Annotated in this window: 14 protein-coding genes; 1 reads left to right on the top strand and 13 read right to left on the bottom strand. The window is 72.0% G+C overall.

The features are described 5' to 3' along the window. The first annotated feature begins 8 nt into the window (after positions 1–8). Positions 9–1,181: a glutaminase A gene (glsA, locus tag EV279_RS12400; protein WP_133543909.1), complete on the top strand. Its 1,173-nt coding sequence runs from the start codon at positions 9–11 to the stop codon at positions 1,179–1,181. On the opposite strand, the gene EV279_RS12395 is transcribed toward glsA, so the two are convergent. The 13 genes from EV279_RS12395 to pyrR form a co-directional block, all read right to left on the bottom strand. Next, entirely contained in the window at positions 1,165–2,532 is a 1,368-nt protein-coding gene (locus EV279_RS12395; protein WP_133543907.1) for a transcription antitermination factor NusB, read from the bottom strand. The two genes, glsA and EV279_RS12395, sit on opposite strands and share 17 nt — an antisense overlap. Next, positions 2,529–3,452: a methionyl-tRNA formyltransferase gene (gene fmt / locus EV279_RS12390; RefSeq protein WP_133543905.1), complete on the bottom strand. Its 924-nt coding sequence runs from the start codon at positions 3,450–3,452 to the stop codon at positions 2,529–2,531. The genes EV279_RS12395 and fmt overlap by 4 nt, the downstream gene beginning before the upstream one ends. Before the next feature lie 8 nt (positions 3,453–3,460). Continuing rightward, positions 3,461–5,446, bottom strand: a complete 1,986-nt coding sequence (locus EV279_RS12385) for a primosomal protein N' (protein WP_133543903.1) — start codon at positions 5,444–5,446, stop codon at positions 3,461–3,463. 31 nt (positions 5,447–5,477) lie between these two features. Continuing rightward, the gene (gene metK, locus EV279_RS12380; protein WP_133543901.1) at positions 5,478–6,671 is read right to left on the bottom strand and encodes a methionine adenosyltransferase; all 1,194 of its coding nucleotides are present in this window, start codon (positions 6,669–6,671) and stop codon (positions 5,478–5,480) included. Positions 6,672–6,782: 111 nt separating this feature from the next. Beyond that, positions 6,783–7,037: a DNA-directed RNA polymerase subunit omega gene (gene rpoZ / locus EV279_RS12375; RefSeq protein ID WP_133543899.1), complete on the bottom strand. Its 255-nt coding sequence runs from the start codon at positions 7,035–7,037 to the stop codon at positions 6,783–6,785. Positions 7,038–7,108: 71 nt separating this feature from the next. Continuing rightward, complete coding sequence (gene gmk / locus EV279_RS12370) at positions 7,109–8,005, bottom strand: guanylate kinase (RefSeq protein WP_133543896.1); 897 nt, start codon at positions 8,003–8,005, stop codon at positions 7,109–7,111. Then, positions 7,998–8,858 carry an orotidine-5'-phosphate decarboxylase gene (gene pyrF, locus EV279_RS12365; protein ID WP_133543894.1) on the bottom strand — a complete coding sequence of 287 codons (861 nt, stop codon included), beginning with the start codon at positions 8,856–8,858 and terminating at the stop codon, positions 7,998–8,000. The genes gmk and pyrF overlap by 8 nt, the downstream gene beginning before the upstream one ends. Next, positions 8,855–12,142: a carbamoyl-phosphate synthase large subunit gene (gene carB / locus EV279_RS12360; protein WP_133543892.1), complete on the bottom strand. Its 3,288-nt coding sequence runs from the start codon at positions 12,140–12,142 to the stop codon at positions 8,855–8,857. Before carB ends, pyrF begins: the two co-directional genes overlap by 4 nt. Then, entirely contained in the window at positions 12,135–13,292 is a 1,158-nt protein-coding gene (carA, locus tag EV279_RS12355; protein ID WP_133543890.1) for a glutamine-hydrolyzing carbamoyl-phosphate synthase small subunit, read from the bottom strand. Before carA ends, carB begins: the two co-directional genes overlap by 8 nt. After that, positions 13,289–13,798, bottom strand: a complete 510-nt coding sequence (locus EV279_RS12350; protein WP_133543889.1) for a hypothetical protein — start codon at positions 13,796–13,798, stop codon at positions 13,289–13,291. The genes carA and EV279_RS12350 overlap by 4 nt, the downstream gene beginning before the upstream one ends. Continuing rightward, the gene (locus EV279_RS12345) at positions 13,795–15,105 is read right to left on the bottom strand and encodes a dihydroorotase (protein WP_133543886.1); all 1,311 of its coding nucleotides are present in this window, start codon (positions 15,103–15,105) and stop codon (positions 13,795–13,797) included. The genes EV279_RS12350 and EV279_RS12345 overlap by 4 nt, the downstream gene beginning before the upstream one ends. Beyond that, the gene (locus EV279_RS12340; protein ID WP_133543884.1) at positions 15,102–16,064 is read right to left on the bottom strand and encodes an aspartate carbamoyltransferase catalytic subunit; all 963 of its coding nucleotides are present in this window, start codon (positions 16,062–16,064) and stop codon (positions 15,102–15,104) included. Before EV279_RS12340 ends, EV279_RS12345 begins: the two co-directional genes overlap by 4 nt. Then, positions 16,061–16,591 carry a bifunctional pyr operon transcriptional regulator/uracil phosphoribosyltransferase PyrR gene (gene pyrR, locus EV279_RS12335; RefSeq protein ID WP_133543882.1) on the bottom strand — a complete coding sequence of 177 codons (531 nt, stop codon included), beginning with the start codon at positions 16,589–16,591 and terminating at the stop codon, positions 16,061–16,063. Before pyrR ends, EV279_RS12340 begins: the two co-directional genes overlap by 4 nt. Between the last annotated feature and the right edge of the window lie 40 nt (positions 16,592–16,631).

Below are 16,631 nucleotides of genomic sequence, written 5' to 3'. Positions count from 1 at the left end.
GTCGAGCCGTGGATCCCATCGTGGCGCTCATGCAGCAGGTGCTCGACGACGTCGAGGACGACGACAGCGGCGCTCCCGCCTCGTACATCCCCGAGCTCGCGGAGGCCGAGCCCGACCATCTCGCCTTCGCCGTCGTCGGGCCGCGGGGGCAGATCCGCTCCGTCGGCGATGACGAGGTGGCCTTCACGATCCAGTCGATCTCGAAGCCCTTCGTGCTCGCTCACGTCCTGTCGGAGATCGGCCTGGACGCGGTCATGCAGCGCGTCGGGACCGAGCCGAGCGGCGAGCCGTTCAACGCCATCAGTCTGGAGGAGAACACCGGCCGGCCGGCGAACCCGATGGTCAACGCGGGGGCGATCGCGACGACGGGACTCGTCGCCGGGGCGGACGTCGACGAGCGGACCGAGACCATCCTGCGCACCCTCTCCGCCTTCGCCGGCCGCGACCTGCGCGTCGACGAGTCGGTGTACCGCTCCGAGTCGTCGACGGGTGACCGCAACCGTGCGCTCGGCCACCTCATGCGCTCGTACGGCGTGGTCGACGCACCGGTCGAGCTCGCTCTCGAGACCTACTTCCGGCAGTGCTCGATCCTCGTGACGGTGCGGGATCTCGCGGTCATGGCGAGCACGCTCGCCTTCGGAGGGATGAACCCCCTGACCGGCGACCGGGTCGTCGAGGAGCGCGTCGCCCGAAACGTCCTGTCGATCATGTCGAGCTGCGGCATGTACGACTTCTCCGGCGAGTGGCTGCTGCGGGTGGGGCTCCCGGCCAAGAGCGGCGTGAGCGGCGGGGTGCTCGCCGTCGCGCCGTCGCAGTTCGGCGTCGCCGCCTTCAGCCCGCGCCTGGATCGCCACGGCAACAGCGTGCGCGGCCAGGCGATCGTCGCGACGCTCAGCGAGCGCATGGGGATGCACCTGCTCGAGCCGCACGAGAGCATCTCGCAGCCCATCGTCGACATCTCCGAGACCGACGACGGACGCGTCATCCGCCTGAGCGGCGAGCTGGGGTTCGCGGCGGCGGAGCGCGTCCTCGCTGTGCTCCGCGACCTCGCCGTCGTCCTCCCCGACGGCTCCGTCATCCATCTCGATGCCCGGGAGCTCGCCCGGACGCATCCGGCCGCCCTCGTCGCGCTGCGCACCGAGCTCGACGCGCTGCCGATGCGGATCAGCTACGTCGAGTGAGCAGCGAGATCGACATCGCGTCCGTGTTGTGCCGGTGCGGCCAGAGCTGCGCGCGATGGGACCCGTCGGCCTGGTCGGGCAGCCGCGGGTCGCTCGACGAGATCGCGGTGACCACGGCGCGCGCATCCAGCTCCTCGAGCGACGCGCCGAACGAACGGCGCACCTCGGCGACGACTCCCGCCGTTTCGGCGAGGTGGGGCGAGCACGTGACGTACGCGACGATCCCGCCCGGCCGGAGCGCGACGACGGCAGCGCTCAGCAGCTCGGTCTGCAGCTCGGTGAGCGAGGGGACGTCGGCAGGCGACTTGCGCCACCGCGCCTCCGGGCGGCGGCGCAGCGCGCCCAGTCCCGTGCAGGGGGCGTCCACGAGGATGCGGTCGTAGGCGCCGGGGCTCTCCGACGCGCGGACCCGACCGTCGGCCTCCGACACCGGCACCTCCAGCGGCACGCCCTCGACCGCACGGCGCACGAGTCCGGCCCGCGCCGGCGAGACCTCGTTCGCCTCGAGGCTCGCGCCGCCGTCGAGCGCCTCGGCGGCGAGGACCGCGGTCTTGCCGCCCGGACCCGCGCACAGATCCAGCCACCGCTCCCCGGCCCGCACCGGCTCGGCGCGGGTGAGGGCGAGCGCGGCGAGCTGCGAGCCCTCGTCCTGCACCCGCACCCGTCCCTCGGAGCCGGAGACGAGCGATTCCGGATCTCCGCCGCCCAGCCGGAAGCCCAGGGGCGAGTACGGCGTGCGCCGGGCGTCCGCGGGCACCTCGGCGAGACCCGGCAGAGCCGCCATCGTGACGCGCGGTGAGGCGTTGTCCGCGGTCAGGAGTGCTTCCAGCTCGTCGGCGCGGCCCTCCGCGGCCAGCGCGCGACGGAACGCGCGGACGACCCAGACGGGATGCGAGTAGACGAGGCCGAGGCGCTCGTCGTCGGAGCGCGCGGAGTCCTCGACCCGTGTCATCCAGTCCCCCGGGGTGTCTCGCGAGACGCGCCGCAGGACCGCGTTGACGAAGCCGGACGCGCCTCGGCCCGCCTCACGCGCGAGTTCCACGGACTCGTTCACCGCGGCGTGCGAGGCGACCCGGGTGGACAGCAGCTGGTGCACGCCCAGCCGCAGCGCGTCGAGTACGGCGGGGTCGATGTCCTTCACCGACCGGCCGGCGGCGATCGAGATGACGGCGTCGTAGGTGCCCTGACGGCGCAGGGTGCCGTAGGTGAGCTCGGTCGCGAGGGCGGCGTCGGCCGTCGAGAGCCGCGCGCGCTCGATCGAGGTCGGCAGCAGGAGGTTCGCGTAGGCGTCGGACTCGTTGACGGCCCGCAGCACGTCGTACGCGACGCGGCGGGGTGCGCTCGCGGTCATGTCGCGATCACCGTGCCCGCGGTGCGCAGGCCGCGCCACCAGTCCGCGGCGTTCATCGCACCCCTCCCCGCGGGCTGCACGCGGTCGAGCACGACGGGGCCGCTGCCCGTGCCGGCGAGGATCAGCCGGCCGACGGAGGCGATCTCGCCGGGGGCGAGGGGGGTGGCGGATGCCTCGGCTTTCCCCGCGACGAGGATCTTCAGCCGCGCGCCGCCCACCGACGTGTGCGCGCCCGGTTCGGGCGTCACGCCGCGGATGCGGGCGAGCACCGCCTCCCGGGGCTCGCTCCACGGCACACGGCCGTCGTCGAGCGTGAGCTTGGGCGCGAACGTCGGCTCGCCCTCCTGCGGGACGGCGCGCGCGGTGCCTGCGGCGATGCCGTCGACCACGTCGGTCAGGACGTCGGCGCCGTCGACGGCGAGCGCGGCCAGCAGGTCGCCCGCCGTCGCCCCGTCGGGGATGAGGTACGGCACCCGTGCGAACACGTCGCCCGCGTCGAGCGCAGGGACGAGGCGGAACACCGCGACGCCGGTCTCGGCATCCCCCGCCATGACCGCCCGCTGGACCGGCGCGGCGCCCCGCCAGCGTGGGAGCAGCGAGAAGTGGAGGTTGATCCAGCCGTGCGCCGGCAGCGAGAGCAGCGGCTCGCGGACGAGCCCGCCGTACGCGACGATGACGCCGAGGTCGGGATGTGCGGCGCGGATCGCCTCCGTCGCGGCATCGTCGAGCCGATCGGTCTTGATCGTCGGGATGCCGAGCTCGTCGGCCGCCCGTGCGACCGGCGACGGCGTCAGCACGCGTTTGCGTCCGAGCGGTGCATCGGCACGGGTCACGACGGCGACGACGTCGTGATCGGATGCCGCGAGCCGCCGGAGCGACGGGACCGCCGCCTCGGGCGTGCCGGCGAAGACCAGGCGCATGAGGCTCCTCACAGATCGAGGTCGGGAACGTCGACCCGGACTCTGAGTGTATTGCGGGCGCCGGGCGTCCTTCCCTTGGCCGCCTTCCGGGCGCGGAGGGCATCCGCCACGACCGAGGACCGCAGGCTCTCGGTCACGCGAGCGCCGAGGCCGTAGTCGAACCGGACGAGGGCCCGGGCGCCTCCGTCGTCCCGCGTCACAGGCCCCAGGACATCGTCGGGTTGGAGCCCGGGAAGCGTCTCGCGCAGGGCGGCCAGGGTCGTCGACACCGCCTTCGCGGGCCCCTCGACCGCCGCGACGCGCACGACCGGAGGCATGCGCAGCGGCGCGCGGTCGGCGAGCTCGGAGCGCGCATACGCGGACGGGCTCCAGGTCGCGAGCGCCCGCGCGACGGACCCGGCCACTCCCACGAGGTGGACCGGCGCCCCGGGCGCCGCGAGGGCTGCCGCGTTCATCCACCATCGCAGAGCGGACTCCCCGATGCGCAGATCGTCGGCCAGCAGCATCCGCTCGCCATCCAGCAGGATGATGGCGCGGTATCCGCCGTCGGGGATGGGCTCCGCGCCGCGGGTCGCGATGACGAGTGCGGGCCGCCCGTCGACGCGAGCGACGGGGTGGTCGCCGTCGGCGACGACGACCCGGACGCCCGGGAAGGCGCGACCGAGCTCGTCGGCCGTGCGCTCGCTCCCCGCTGATGCCATGCGCACCCGCGTGGACGCGCAGTGCGGGCACGCCCAGGCGCCGGCGGCGCGGCCGCACCACCCGCACTCGGGCACGGCTCCGGCGCGTGCCGCGCGGAGCGGACCAGAGCAGTGGGGGCACCGTGCCGGTCGCCGGCAGTCGGCGCACACGAGAACCGGAGCGTAGCCGGGGCGGGCCACCTGCACGAGCACGGGACCCGACGCGAGCGCCTCGCGCGCGGCGGCGAAGGCGGCCGAGGGCACGCGGGCACCGCGCGACTCGCCCTCGCGTGTGGCGCTCAGGACGACCCGGGGGCTCGTCCGACGGCGAGGCGGAAGGTCGCGCACCCAGCCGACCCCCACGAGCCGTTCCACATCGGTGGTGCGGGTGTGGCCCGCGAACAGGAGCGCGCATCCGTCGAGCTCCTGCCGGATGAGCGCCGCGTCGCGCGCGTGCACGCCCGGAGACAGCGGCTCGGCGAGGAGGGGATCGCCGTCGTCCCACAGCGCGATCAGTCCCGGCGCGTGGACGGGTGCGTACACCGCCGAGCGCTGGCCGATCACGACGCACGGTGCCGCGTCGAGCGTGCGGAGGAACCCGGCGTAGCGGGCCGGCGACGGCTGCCGGGCGTCGAGCCGGATGACGACGTCTTCGCTCACGCGTCCGGCGAGGGCGGCCTCGAGCTGCGCCTGGTCACGATGGTCCGGCACGACCAGGATGGCGCTTCGCCCGCGGTCGAGGGTGTGGACCGCGGCGGCCGCGAGCAGCTCGGCCCAGGCGCCGACGAAGACGGGGGAGCCCGAGGCATCCGGAACCGCGACGAGATGCGCGGGGGCCTCGACCGCGAGCCGGCGCGCCTCGTCGAGGCCTTCGGCGAGCCCGGGGAACGCCCCGAGGGCCTCGCGGACCCACTCGGAGGGCTGCGGCGCGTGCGGCTCGGGCCGTGTGGCGGCGAGCCACGCCTTCTCGGCACGCACCATCCGCTTCGGGATCACGAGCCGGAGGATGTCGGATGCCGAGCCCGCCGCACGATCGGCGGCGCGTCGTGCGAGCGCGTACAGCCGGGACGGGAGCACTTCCACGGGCGACACGACGGCGTCGAGCGCGGAGAGCGGCCGGTCACCCGGCTGCTCCGTGAGACGCTCCACGAGGTAGCCGTCGACCATCCGCCCGGCGCTGCGCAGCGGCACACGCACCCGGACGCCGGGCTGCGCCTGAGCATCCAGCTCGGGCGGTATCGCGTAGTCGAACAGCCGGTCGAGCTGCGGCAGCGGCGAGTCGAGGAGCACCCTCGCCACGGGTCGCGCGGTCATCTCCTCGCCTCGCGCTGAGGCAGGGTCCACGTCAGAGCCCGGCGGCCGCGCGGAGCTCCTCGACGCGGTCGGTGCGCTCCCACGTGAAGTCCGGCAGCTCACGCCCGAAGTGCCCGTAGGCGGCCGTCTGCGCGTAGATCGGCCGAAGGAGATCGAGGTCGTCGATGATCGCCTTGGGCCGCAGGTCGAAGACGCTGCGGATGGCCCTCGTGATCGCCTCGTCGGCGACATGCCCGGACCCGAACGACTCGACGTACAGTCCGACGGGCTTCGCCTTCCCGATCGCGTACGCGACCTGCACCTCCAGGCGGTCGGCCAGGCCCGCCGCAACCGCGTTCTTCGCGACCCAGCGCATGGCGTAGGCCGCCGACCGGTCGACCTTGGACGGGTCCTTCCCGCTGAAGGCGCCGCCGCCGTGGCGCGCCGCACCCCCGTAGGTGTCGATGATGATCTTGCGGCCCGTCAGGCCCGCGTCGCCCTTCGGCCCGCCCGTCACGAAGGGGCCGGCCGGGTTGATGTAGTACTTGACGTCCGGGAAGTCGAGCCCGGTCTGCGCCAGCACGGGCTCGATGACCTCGGCGCGCACGAGGGCGCGCAGTTCGTCCTGCGAGATGTCGGGATGGTGCTGGGTCGACAGGACGACGGACTCGATGGTCTTCGGCGCGTTCCCGTCGTAGCCGAGCGTCACCTGCGTCTTGCCGTCGGGGCGCAGGAACGGCAGGATCCCCGACCTCCGCGTCTCGGTGAGTCTCTCGGCGATGCGATGCGCCGTCCAGATCGCCATCGGCATGAGCTGCGGCGTCTCGCGCGTGGCGTAGCCGAACATGATGCCCTGGTCCCCCGCGCCCTGCAGGTCGTGCGGATCCTCCGATCCGTCCTCGCGCCGCTCGAAGGCCTTGTTGACGCCCGCCGCGATGTCGGAGGACTGCGCGCCGATCGAGACGCTCACGCCGCAGGAATCGCCGTCGAAGCCGGTCTCGCTCGACGTGTAGCCGATGCGGTTGACCACGTCGCGGACGATCGCGGGGATCTCGACGTACGCGCGCGTGGAGACCTCGCCCGCGACGTGCACGAGGCCCGTCGTGACGAGCGTCTCGACGGCGACGCGGCCGGCGGGGTCCTCGGCGAGGATCCCGTCGAGGATGCTGTCGGAGATCTGGTCGCAGATCTTGTCGGGATGGCCCTCGGTGACGGACTCGGAGGTGAACAGGCGCAGCTCGGTCATCGCAGCTCCAGGATCGGGGCGGAGTCGGGTGCGGGCACCCGGTGATTCTGCCGGTGGCCGCCGACAGCGCGGCCGAGCGCGCCTTCCGGCGTCACCTGCGGTGCGGAAGCGTCACTCGGCGTGGCGGAGGCGGAGCTTGTCCTCGTGGATCTCGTGGAGGGCGATCGTGAGCGGCTTGTCCTCGACGGTCGAGTCGACGAGCGGGCCCACGTTGTCGAACAGGTTCCCCTCGTGGAGGTCCGAGTAGTAGTCGTTGATCTGACGCGCGCGCTTGGCCGCGTAGATGACGAGCTGGTACTTGGAGTCGACCTTGTCGAGCAGGTTGTCGATGGGCGGGTCGATGATGCCCTGGTTCGTTCCGGCCATGAGAAGCTCCTCGATACGAGACGGATGTCGATGGAAGACGTGCGGCATCCGAAGACGCCCAAACAGACAGTCTACCGCGTGAGCGACACGACCTCTTCGGCGGCCCGGCCGACGTCGTCGTTGACGACGCGGAAGTCGAACTCGCCCTGCGCGGCGAGCTCGATCTTCGCGGTGCGCAGGCGCCGGGCGCGCTCTTCCGCGCCCTCGGTCCCCCGGCCGACCAGCCGCTGCACCAGCTCGTCCCAGCTGGGCGGGAGGAGGAACACGAGGGTCGCCGTGGACTCGGCGGCGCGCACCTGGCGCGCACCCTGCAGGTCGATCTCGAGCAGCACCGTCTTGCCCTCCGCCAGCGCGGCCTCGATCGGTGCGCGGGGCGTGCCGTACCGGAAGCGGTTGTGCACCGTCGCGTGCTCCAGCAGCTCGCCGTCCCGGACGAGGCGGTCGAACTCGGCGTCGTCGACGAAGTAGTAGTGGCGTCCGTCGACTTCGCCCGGGCGGGGCGCCCGCGTCGTGGCGGAGACGGACAGGTGGATCTCGGGGTGCTCCTGTGCGATCCGGGCCGCCACCGTGCCTTTGCCCACGGCGGTGGGTCCTGCCAGGACGACGAGGCGGCTCCGCCCCTCGCGCGGCTTCAGCTCGGGCCAGCGCTCGTCGAGGAAGGCCGACAGCGCTCGCCGCTGGCGTGCTCCGAGACCGCCGAGTCGCTTGACCGGCGAGATGCCCAGCCGGTCGAGGATGCGGTCGCGCTTGCCCTCGCCGATCGCGGGGATGCTCGTGAGGAACTCGGTCACGCGCATCGTCCCCGCAGGCGAAGCGGGATCGGCGAACGCGCGCCGCAGCAGCTCCTGCGGCGTGATGACGCGCATCGTGACGTCCTTCTTGAGCGACGCGCGCGCACGCCGGGCGGCGACGGCGCGCCGGGACGCCGCGACCCGGTCGACCTCGGGCGGGTGCTGCGCGTCAGCCACGGTGGCCCTCCTGGTAGAGCGCGGCGCGCTCCTCGATCCGGTCCGCGAGACCGGCGGGACCGGAGGACAGGATGCTGCGGCTCTCGCTCGCGACGACGTTCGGCGTCAGCGCGCCGAACAGTCGCTCGAGGTCGGCGGGCTCGGCGCCCTGCGCGCCGAAGCCCGGCGCGAGGATCGGCGCGCCGCGCAGGACTTCGTCGGTCAGACCGAACTCGTGCCGGTCGACCGTCGCACCAACGACGAGGCCGATCGGCCCCAGGCCGCCCTCGAAGGCCGTCGATCCGTTGACCCAGGCGATGTCGCGGGCGACGCGGGCGGCGACCGTCTCGCCGTCGGCGGCGGCGACATCCGCGGTCTGTGCGGTCTGGAGGGCCGCGGCCTCGGCGTTGCTCGTCGCAGCGAGGACGAAGACGCCCTTCCCGCTGCGAACGGCGAGCGTCAGCGTCGCGCGCAGCGACTCGGGTCCGAGGTAGGGGCTCACCGTCAGAGCATCGGCCTCGAGGGGCGAACCCGCCTCGAGCCACGCCGAGGCGTAGCCGTCCATCGTCGTGCCGATGTCGCCGCGCTTCGCATCGGCGATCACCAGGAGCCCGGCCGAGCGTCCTGCGGCGAGCACGTCCTCGAGGGCCGCGAATCCGGCCGAGCCGAAGCGCTCGAAGAACGCGACCTGGGGCTTGACGACGCCGACGCGCCCGGCCGCGGCGTCGACGACGCGCAGGCCGAACTCCCGCGCGCCGGCTGCCGAGGCATCCAGACCCCACTCCTCGAGCAGATGCGCATGCGGATCGATCCCGACGCACAGGGGGCCGTACTGCGTCAGGGCGGTGGCGAGCCGCGCCCCGAAGCCGGTCACAGACGTGCCGCCCGCTCGACGGCGTACTCCTGGAGGCTCTTCACGTCGAAACCCTCGCGCAGCACGGGCAGCGCCGACACGGCCGCGCCGAGCACCGCCATGGTCGTGAACAGCGCCTTGTCGGCGGCGACCGCTGCCGCACGGATCTCGTAGCCGTCGGCACGCGCCGCTCCCCCGCTCGGCGTGTTGACGATCATGTCGATCTCGCCCGCGTTGATGAGGTCGACGATGTTCGTGTCGCCCGACTCCTGCGTCTCGGAGTACTTGCTCACCACCTCGACGGCGATGCCGTTGCGGGCGAGGATCTCGGCCGTGCCCTCGGTCGCCACGAGGTCGAAGCCGAGCTCCTGCAGGCGGTGGGCAGGGAGGATGACGGCGCGCTTGTCGTCGTCGGCGACCGAGATGAACACGCGGCCTTCGAGCGGCATGCCGCCGTAGGCAGCCTCCTGGCTCTTCGCGAACGCCGTCGGGAAGTCGCGGTCGATGCCCATGACCTCGCCCGTCGAGCGCATCTCGGGACCGAGGACGGAGTCGACCATGAGCCCCTCCTTGGTGCGGAACCGCTTGAACGGCAGCACGGCCTCCTTGACGGCGACCGGCGCATCGAGCGGGACGCGCGAGCCGTCCACATCGGGCAGGACGCCCTCGGCCTTGAGCTCGGCGATCGTGGCGCCTGCCATGATGCGTGAGGCTGCCTTGGCGAGCGGGATGCCGAGCGCCTTCGAGACGAACGGCACCGTGCGCGACGCACGGGGGTTCGCCTCGATGACGTAGAGCACGCCGGCCGAGACGGCGAACTGCACGTTGAGCAGGCCGCGCACTCCCACGCCTTCGGCGATCGCGTGCGTCGCCTCGCGGACGCGGTCGATCTCGGTGCGGCCGAGTGAGATGGGCGGCAGGGTGCAGCTCGAGTCGCCGGAGTGGATGCCGGCCTCCTCGAGGTGCTCCATGACGCCGCCGATGTAGAGCTCGGTCCCGTCGTAGAGCGCGTCGACGTCGATCTCCACGGCGTCGTCGAGGAACCGGTCGACGAGCAGCGGCAGGCCCGGGCCGATGATCGCCTGGTCGGCGATCCGCACGAAGTAGTCGCGCAGCGCCTCCGTCGAGTACACGATCTCCATGCCGCGGCCGCCGAGCACGAACGACGGGCGGACGAGCACGGGGTAGCCGATCTCCTCGGCGACCGCGATGGCGCCCGCCTCGTCGACCGCTGTGCCGTTGCGCGGAGCCACGAGGCCGGCGCGGTCGAGGAGGCGCGAGAAGAGCTCGCGCTCCTCGGCGAGCTCGATCGCGGCGGGGCTCGTGCCGAGGATGCGGTAGCCGGCCTCTTCGATGCCCTTCGCGAGTCCGAGCGGCGTCTGGCCGCCGAGCTGGCAGATGACGCCGAGGATCTCGCCGGACTGCGCCTCGGCGTGCAGCACCTCGAGGACGTCCTCGAGCGTCAGCGGCTCGAAGTAGAGGCGGTCGCTCGTGTCGTAGTCGGTCGACACGGTCTCGGGGTTGCAGTTGACCATGACGGTCTCGTACCCGGCGTCCGAGAGGGCGAACGACGCGTGCACGCACGAGTAGTCGAACTCGACGCCCTGGCCGATGCGGTTGGGGCCGGAGCCGATGATGACGACCTTCGTGCGGTCGGACGGCGTGACCTCGGTCTCGAAGTCGTAGCTCGAGTAGTGGTACGGCGTGAGCGCCGGGAACTCCCCCGCGCACGTGTCGACGGTCTTGAAGACGGGCCGGATGCCGAAGCCGTGGCGGACGCCGCGCACCTCCTGCTCCGAATCTCCGCGGAGTTGTGCGATCTGGGCGTCGCTGAAGCCGTGCTCCTTCGCGATGCGGAGGGTCGCGGCATCCAGCTCCCCCGCGTCCTTGACGAACGCGGCGACCTCGTTGATGAGGACGATCTGGTCGATGAACCAGGGGTCGATCTTCGTCGCCTCGAAGACCTGCTCGGCCGTCGCACCGAAGCGGAGGGCCTGCTGCACCGCGATGATGCGGCCGTCGGTCGGGGTCTTGGCGACCTCGAGCAGCTCGTCGACCGAGCGCGACTCGTCACTCCAGTGGAAGCTCGATCCTCGCTTCTCCAGCGACCGCAGCGCCTTCTGCAGCGCCGTCGTGTAGTTGCGGCCGATCGCCATCGCCTCGCCGACCGACTTCATGGTCGTCGTGAGCGTCGTGTCGGCGGCGGGGAACTTCTCGAAGTTGAAGCGGGGCACTTTGACGACGATGTAGTCCAGCGTCGGCTCGAAGCTCGCCGGCGTCACCTTCGTGATGTCGTTGGGAATCTCGTCGAGGCGGTACCCGATCGCGAGCTTGGCGGCGATCTTGGCGATCGGGAAGCCGGTGGCCTTGCTCGCCAGAGCGCTCGAGCGCGAGACGCGCGGGTTCATCTCGATGACGATGATGCGGCCGGTGGCAGGGTCGACGGCGAACTGGATGTTGCAGCCGCCCGTGTCGACGCCGACGGCGCGGATGATGTCGATGCCGATGTCGCGGAGCTTCTGGTACTCGCGGTCGGTCAGCGTGAGCGCCGGCGCGACGGTGATCGAGTCGCCCGTGTGCACGCCGACCGGGTCGACGTTCTCGATCGAGCAGACGACGACCGTGTTGTCGGCCGTGTCGCGCATGAGCTCGAGCTCGTACTCCTTCCACCCGAGGATCGACTCCTCCAGGAGCACCTCATTGGTCGGCGAGTCGTGCAGACCCGCGCCGCCGATCCGGCGGAGATCGGCCTCGTCGTACGCGAAGCCCGAGCCGAGGCCGCCCATCGTGAAGGACGGGCGCACGACGAGCGGGTAGCCGAGCTTCTCGGCGCCGGCGAGCAGGTCGTCCATCGAGTGGCAGATGACGGATGCCGCGACATCCGCCCCCGCGTCGAGCACGAGCTGCTTGAAGATCTGGCGGTCCTCGCCCTTCTCGATCGCGTCGACCTTCGCACCGATGAGCTCGACGTCGTACTTGGCGAGGATGCCCTGCTTGTCGAGCGCCATCGCGGCGTTGAGCGCCGTCTGGCCGCCGAGCGTGGGGAGGATCGCGTCGGGCTTCTCCTTCGCGATGATCGTCTCGATCACGGCGGGCGTGATGGGCTCGATGTAGGTCGCGTCTGCGAAGTCGGGATCGGTCATGATCGTGGCGGGGTTGGAGTTCACGAGGATGACGCGCACGCCCTCCTCGCGGAGGACGCGGCACGCCTGGGTGCCCGAGTAGTCGAACTCGCACGCCTGGCCGATGACGATCGGGCCCGACCCGATGACGAGGACGCTCTTGATGTCGTCGCGCTTAGGCATTCTTGTTGGTCTCCAGGGTCGCCACGACGAGGTCACGGAAGCGGTCGAAGAGGTAGTTGGCGTCGTGCGGGCCGGCCGCGGCCTCGGGGTGGTACTGCACCGAGAAGGCGGGGATGTCGAGCGCCCGGAGCCCCTCGACGACCTGGTCGTTGAGCCCGACGTGCGAGACCTCGATGCGGCCGTAGCCGTTGGGGCTGTCGAACGAGCCCTCGACGGGCGCGTCGACCGCGAAGCCGTGGTTGTGCGCCGTGATCTCGACGCGCCCCGTGGCCTTGTCGAGCACGGGCTGGTTGATGCCCCGATGGCCGAACGGGAGCTTGTAGGTTCCGAGGCCCAGCGCGCGGCCGAGCAGCTGGTTGCCGAAGCAGATGCCGAAGAAGGGCAGGCCGTCGTCGAGCACGCCGCGCAACAGGTCGACGTGGTCGCCCGAGGCGGCGGGATCGCCGGGGCCGTTCGAGTAGAAGACGGCGACCGGCTCGATCGCGCGGATCTCCTCGATCGTGACGTCCTGCGGAAGCACATGCACCTCGAAGCCGCGCGCCGCGAGGTTGTCGACGGTCGCCTGCTTGACCCCGAGATCGAGCACGGCGAGGTTGCCGATCCGCTCGCCCTGCGCGGCCGTCACCTCAGCGGCGGCGACCGAGACCGCGGCGGACAGGTTCTGCCCCGCCATCTCGGGAGCCTCGCGCACGAGGCGCAGCTGCTCGTCGGCGTCGATCGCCGCGGCATCCCCCGAGAAGATCCCGCCGCGCATGCTGCCCGCCGAGCGTATGTGGCGCGTGACGGCGCGCGTGTCGATGCCGCTGATGCCCACGACGCCGTCGCTCTCGAGCGCGTCGTCGAGCGACTCGTCGGCGCGCCAGTTCGACACGACGCGAGAGGGGTCGCGCACGATGTAGCCCGAGACCCAGATGCGACGCGATTCGGGGTCTTCGTCGTTCATGCCGGTGTTGCCGATGTGGGGCGCCGTCTGCAGGACGATCTGACCCGCGTACGAGGGGTCGGTGAGCGTCTCCTGGTAGCCGGTCATGCCGGTGGCGAAGACGACTTCGCCGAGGGTCGTGCCGTGTGCGCCGTAGGCGCGGCCGACGTGCCGCGTGCCGTCCTCGAGGACGAGGACGGCGGGATCGGACGAGAACGGGCTGGTCATGCGTCGGGTCCTGTCGAGGTGGGGGTGAGGATGGCGCCGACGGCGTCCGCGAGAGCGCGGGCCGAGGCATCCTGCGGTCGGAAGTAGGAATCGACGAGCGGGCCCTCGTCGGTGCGCCACTCGATGCGGACGAGGCCGTCCGGCTCGACGACGCGGTCGATCGCGACACTCGCCTGAGCGACGCCGGCGATGCGCGCCGAGGCGAGGAAGATGCGCGGCTGACCCGTGAGGTCGATCGCGACGCCCTCGCTCGTGACGGTGAGGTCGGCTCTCGAGCGGAACCCGAGGCCGCGGATCGCGAGACGCTCGAGGGGCTCGCCGTGCCGGGTGGTCGCGACGTACAGAACCGCGAAGAGCGCCGTCTGCGTCGCGCCGGCCGGGATCTCGCCGTGAGGCGCCGTGAAGCCCCGATCGCGCCGGACTCGGCGGTACCAGCTCCACGCCAGGAGCGCCAGGAGCAGGAGCGCGACGCCGATCATCACCAGGAGCGCGCCCTGCCGGCTCACGCGCGCACCCCCGGGCTGTCGAGCACCGCACCGTCGACGACGGTCGGGATGCCGCGGTTCAGCGTCCAGCGCACCTCGCCCGGAAGCTCCCGGCCCAGGTACGGCGAGCTGGCGCTCCGTCCGCGCAGGTCGTCGGTCGAGAACGACCGCACCGGCCGCGGATCGTAGAAGGTGACGGATGCCGCGTGCCCCGCGCGCAGCGGAGTGCCGTGCCCCTCCAGGCGGCCGATGCGCGCCGGCGTCCGCGACATGATGCGCGCGACGTCGGGCCACACGAGAAGCCCCGTGTCGACCATCGCCTGCTGGACGACGCGCAGAGCGCTCTCGAGCCCCACCATGCCGTTGGCCGCCGCCTGCCACTCGCAGGCCTTCGCCTCGACGGGATGCGGCGCGTGATCGGTGGCGACGATGTCGATCGTGCCGTCGGCCAGGCCCTGGCGCACAGCGAGCACGTCCTCCTCGCGCCTCAGCGGTGGGTTGACCTTGAAGCGCGCGTCGTATCCGCGAGCCAGCTCGTCGGTCAGGAGCAGGTGGTGCGGCGTGACCTCGGCGGTGACCTGCACGCCGCGGCGCTTGGCCCAGCGGATGATCTCGACCGACCCCGCCGTCGAGAGGTGGCAGACGTGCAGGCGCGATCCGACGTGCTCGGCCAGCAGCACGTCTCGCGCGATGATCGACTCCTCGGCGACGGCCGGCCAGCCGGTGAGGCCCAGCTCGGCCGAGACGCTGCCCTCGTTCATCTGGGCGCCCTCGGTCAGGCGGGGATCCTGGGCGTGCTGGGCGATGACGCCGTCGAACGCCTTCACGTACTCGAGCGCTCGCCGCATGATGAGCGGGTCCCACACGCAGAAGCCGTCGTCGCTGAAGACGCGGACGCGCGCGCGGGAGTCGGCCATCGCGCCGAGCTCGGCCAGCCGCTCGCCCTTCTGACCGACGGTGACCGCGCCGATCGGCTGCACGGTGGCGAACCCGGCCGCCTCGCCGAGCGCGAGCTCCTGCTCGACGACGCCGGCCGTGTCGGCGACGGGCGAGGTGTTGGGCATCGCGAAGACCGTCGTGAAGCCTCCGGCGGCCGCCGCCCGCGAGCCGGTGAGGATGGTCTCGGATGCCTCGTACCCGGGTTCGCGGAGGTGGGTGTGCAGGTCGACGAGACCGGGAAGGGCGACCAGGCCGCTCACGTCGACCACCGTCGCCCCCGCGCGGCTGAGGCCCGTGCCGACCTCGGCGATGACACCGTCCTCCACGAGGAGGTCGGCCGCCTCGCCGCCTTCGAGATGTGCTCCGCGGAAGAGGAGGACCTCGCTCATTCGTCGTCCTTCCTCTCGGGCGTGACGCCCGCCAGCAGCAGGTAGAGCACCGCCATCCGCACGGACACGCCGTTCGTCACCTGGTCGAGCACGGTCGATCGGGGCGAATCGGCGGCGTCGGCGGAGATCTCCAGGCCGCGGTTCATCGGGCCGGGGTGCATCACCATGCTACCGGTGCCGAGGGCCCGCAACCGTGTCGCATCCAGCCCCCAGCGGCGGGAATACTCCCGTTCAGTCGGGAAATACGCCGCGTTCATGCGCTCGAGCTGGATGCGGAGCATCATGAGCGCGTCGCATCCGTCGGCGATCGCCTCGTCGAGGTCGTAGCCCACGCGGACGGGCCACGCCGAGACGTCCTGCGGCACGAGGGTCGGCGGCGACACCAGGGTCACCTCCGCACCGAGCGTCGTCAGCAGCCACACGTTCGACCTGGCGACCCGAGAGTGAAGCACGTCGCCGACGATCGTGATGCGCAGCCCCGCGAGGTCGCGGCCGCGGCTCGCGTCGCCGAAGGTCCGCTTGCGGATGGTGAAGGCGTCGAGGAGCGCCTGCGTCGGGTGCTCGTGCGTCCCGTCGCCGGCGTTGACGACGCCCGCGGTGATCCAGCCGCTCGTCGCGAGGGTGCGGGGAGCGCCGGAGGCGCCGTGACGGATGACGACGGCATCCGCCCCCATCGCCTGCAGCGTCTGGGCGGTGTCCTGGAGCGACTCCCCCTTCGAGACGCTCGAACCCTTCGCCGAGAAGTTGATGACGTCGGCGCTCAAGCGCTTCGCCGCGGCCTCGAAGGAGATCCGCGTTCTCGTCGAGTCCTCGAAGAAGAGGTTGACGACCGTCTTGCCGCGGAGGGTCGGAAGCTTCTTGATCTCGCGGCGCTGGGTGTCGGCCATGTCCTCGGCCACGTCGAGGATGCGCAGCGCCTCGTCCCGGTCGAGCGTGCGGGTGTCGAGAAGGTGCCTCATGACTCGATCGTCACCTCCTCCGCGCCGTCTACCTCGGCGAGGCGGACGTTGACGCGCTCGTCGCGGGAGCTCGGCAGGTTCTTGCCCACGAAGTCGGGCCGGATCGGCAGCTCGCGGTGACCGCGGTCGACGAGCGTCGCCAGCCGCACGGCGGCCGGCCGGCCGATGTCCTGCAGTGCGTCGAGAGCCGCGCGGATGCTGCGACCGGAGAACAGCACGTCGTCCACGAGCACGACCGTCCTGCCGTCGATGCCGCCGGGCGGGATCTGGGTCGGCTGCGGAGTGCGGGTCGGGTTGCGGTGCAGGTCGTCGCGGTACATCGTGACGTCGAGCGCCCCGACGGGGACAGGCACTCCGCCGAATTCGGACACCAGTGCCGCGACGCGGTGCGCGAGGGTCACTCCTCGAGTGGGGATGCCGAGGATGACCAGGTTATCCGGGCCCTTGTTGGACTCGAGGATCTCGTGAGAGATCCGAGTCAGGGCCCGGGCTATGTCGGCCTCGTGCAGCACGGTGCGCGTGCTCATCCGCCGCTCCCTTCTCCGCCTCACGGGACGGGGTTAAAGG

Source organism: Microbacterium sp. BK668 (assembly GCF_004362195.1).
GTDB lineage: Bacteria > Actinomycetota > Actinomycetes > Actinomycetales > Microbacteriaceae > Microbacterium.
The sequence above is the reverse complement of the archived record's forward strand: the minus strand, read 5'-3'. Positions and strand labels throughout refer to the sequence as shown.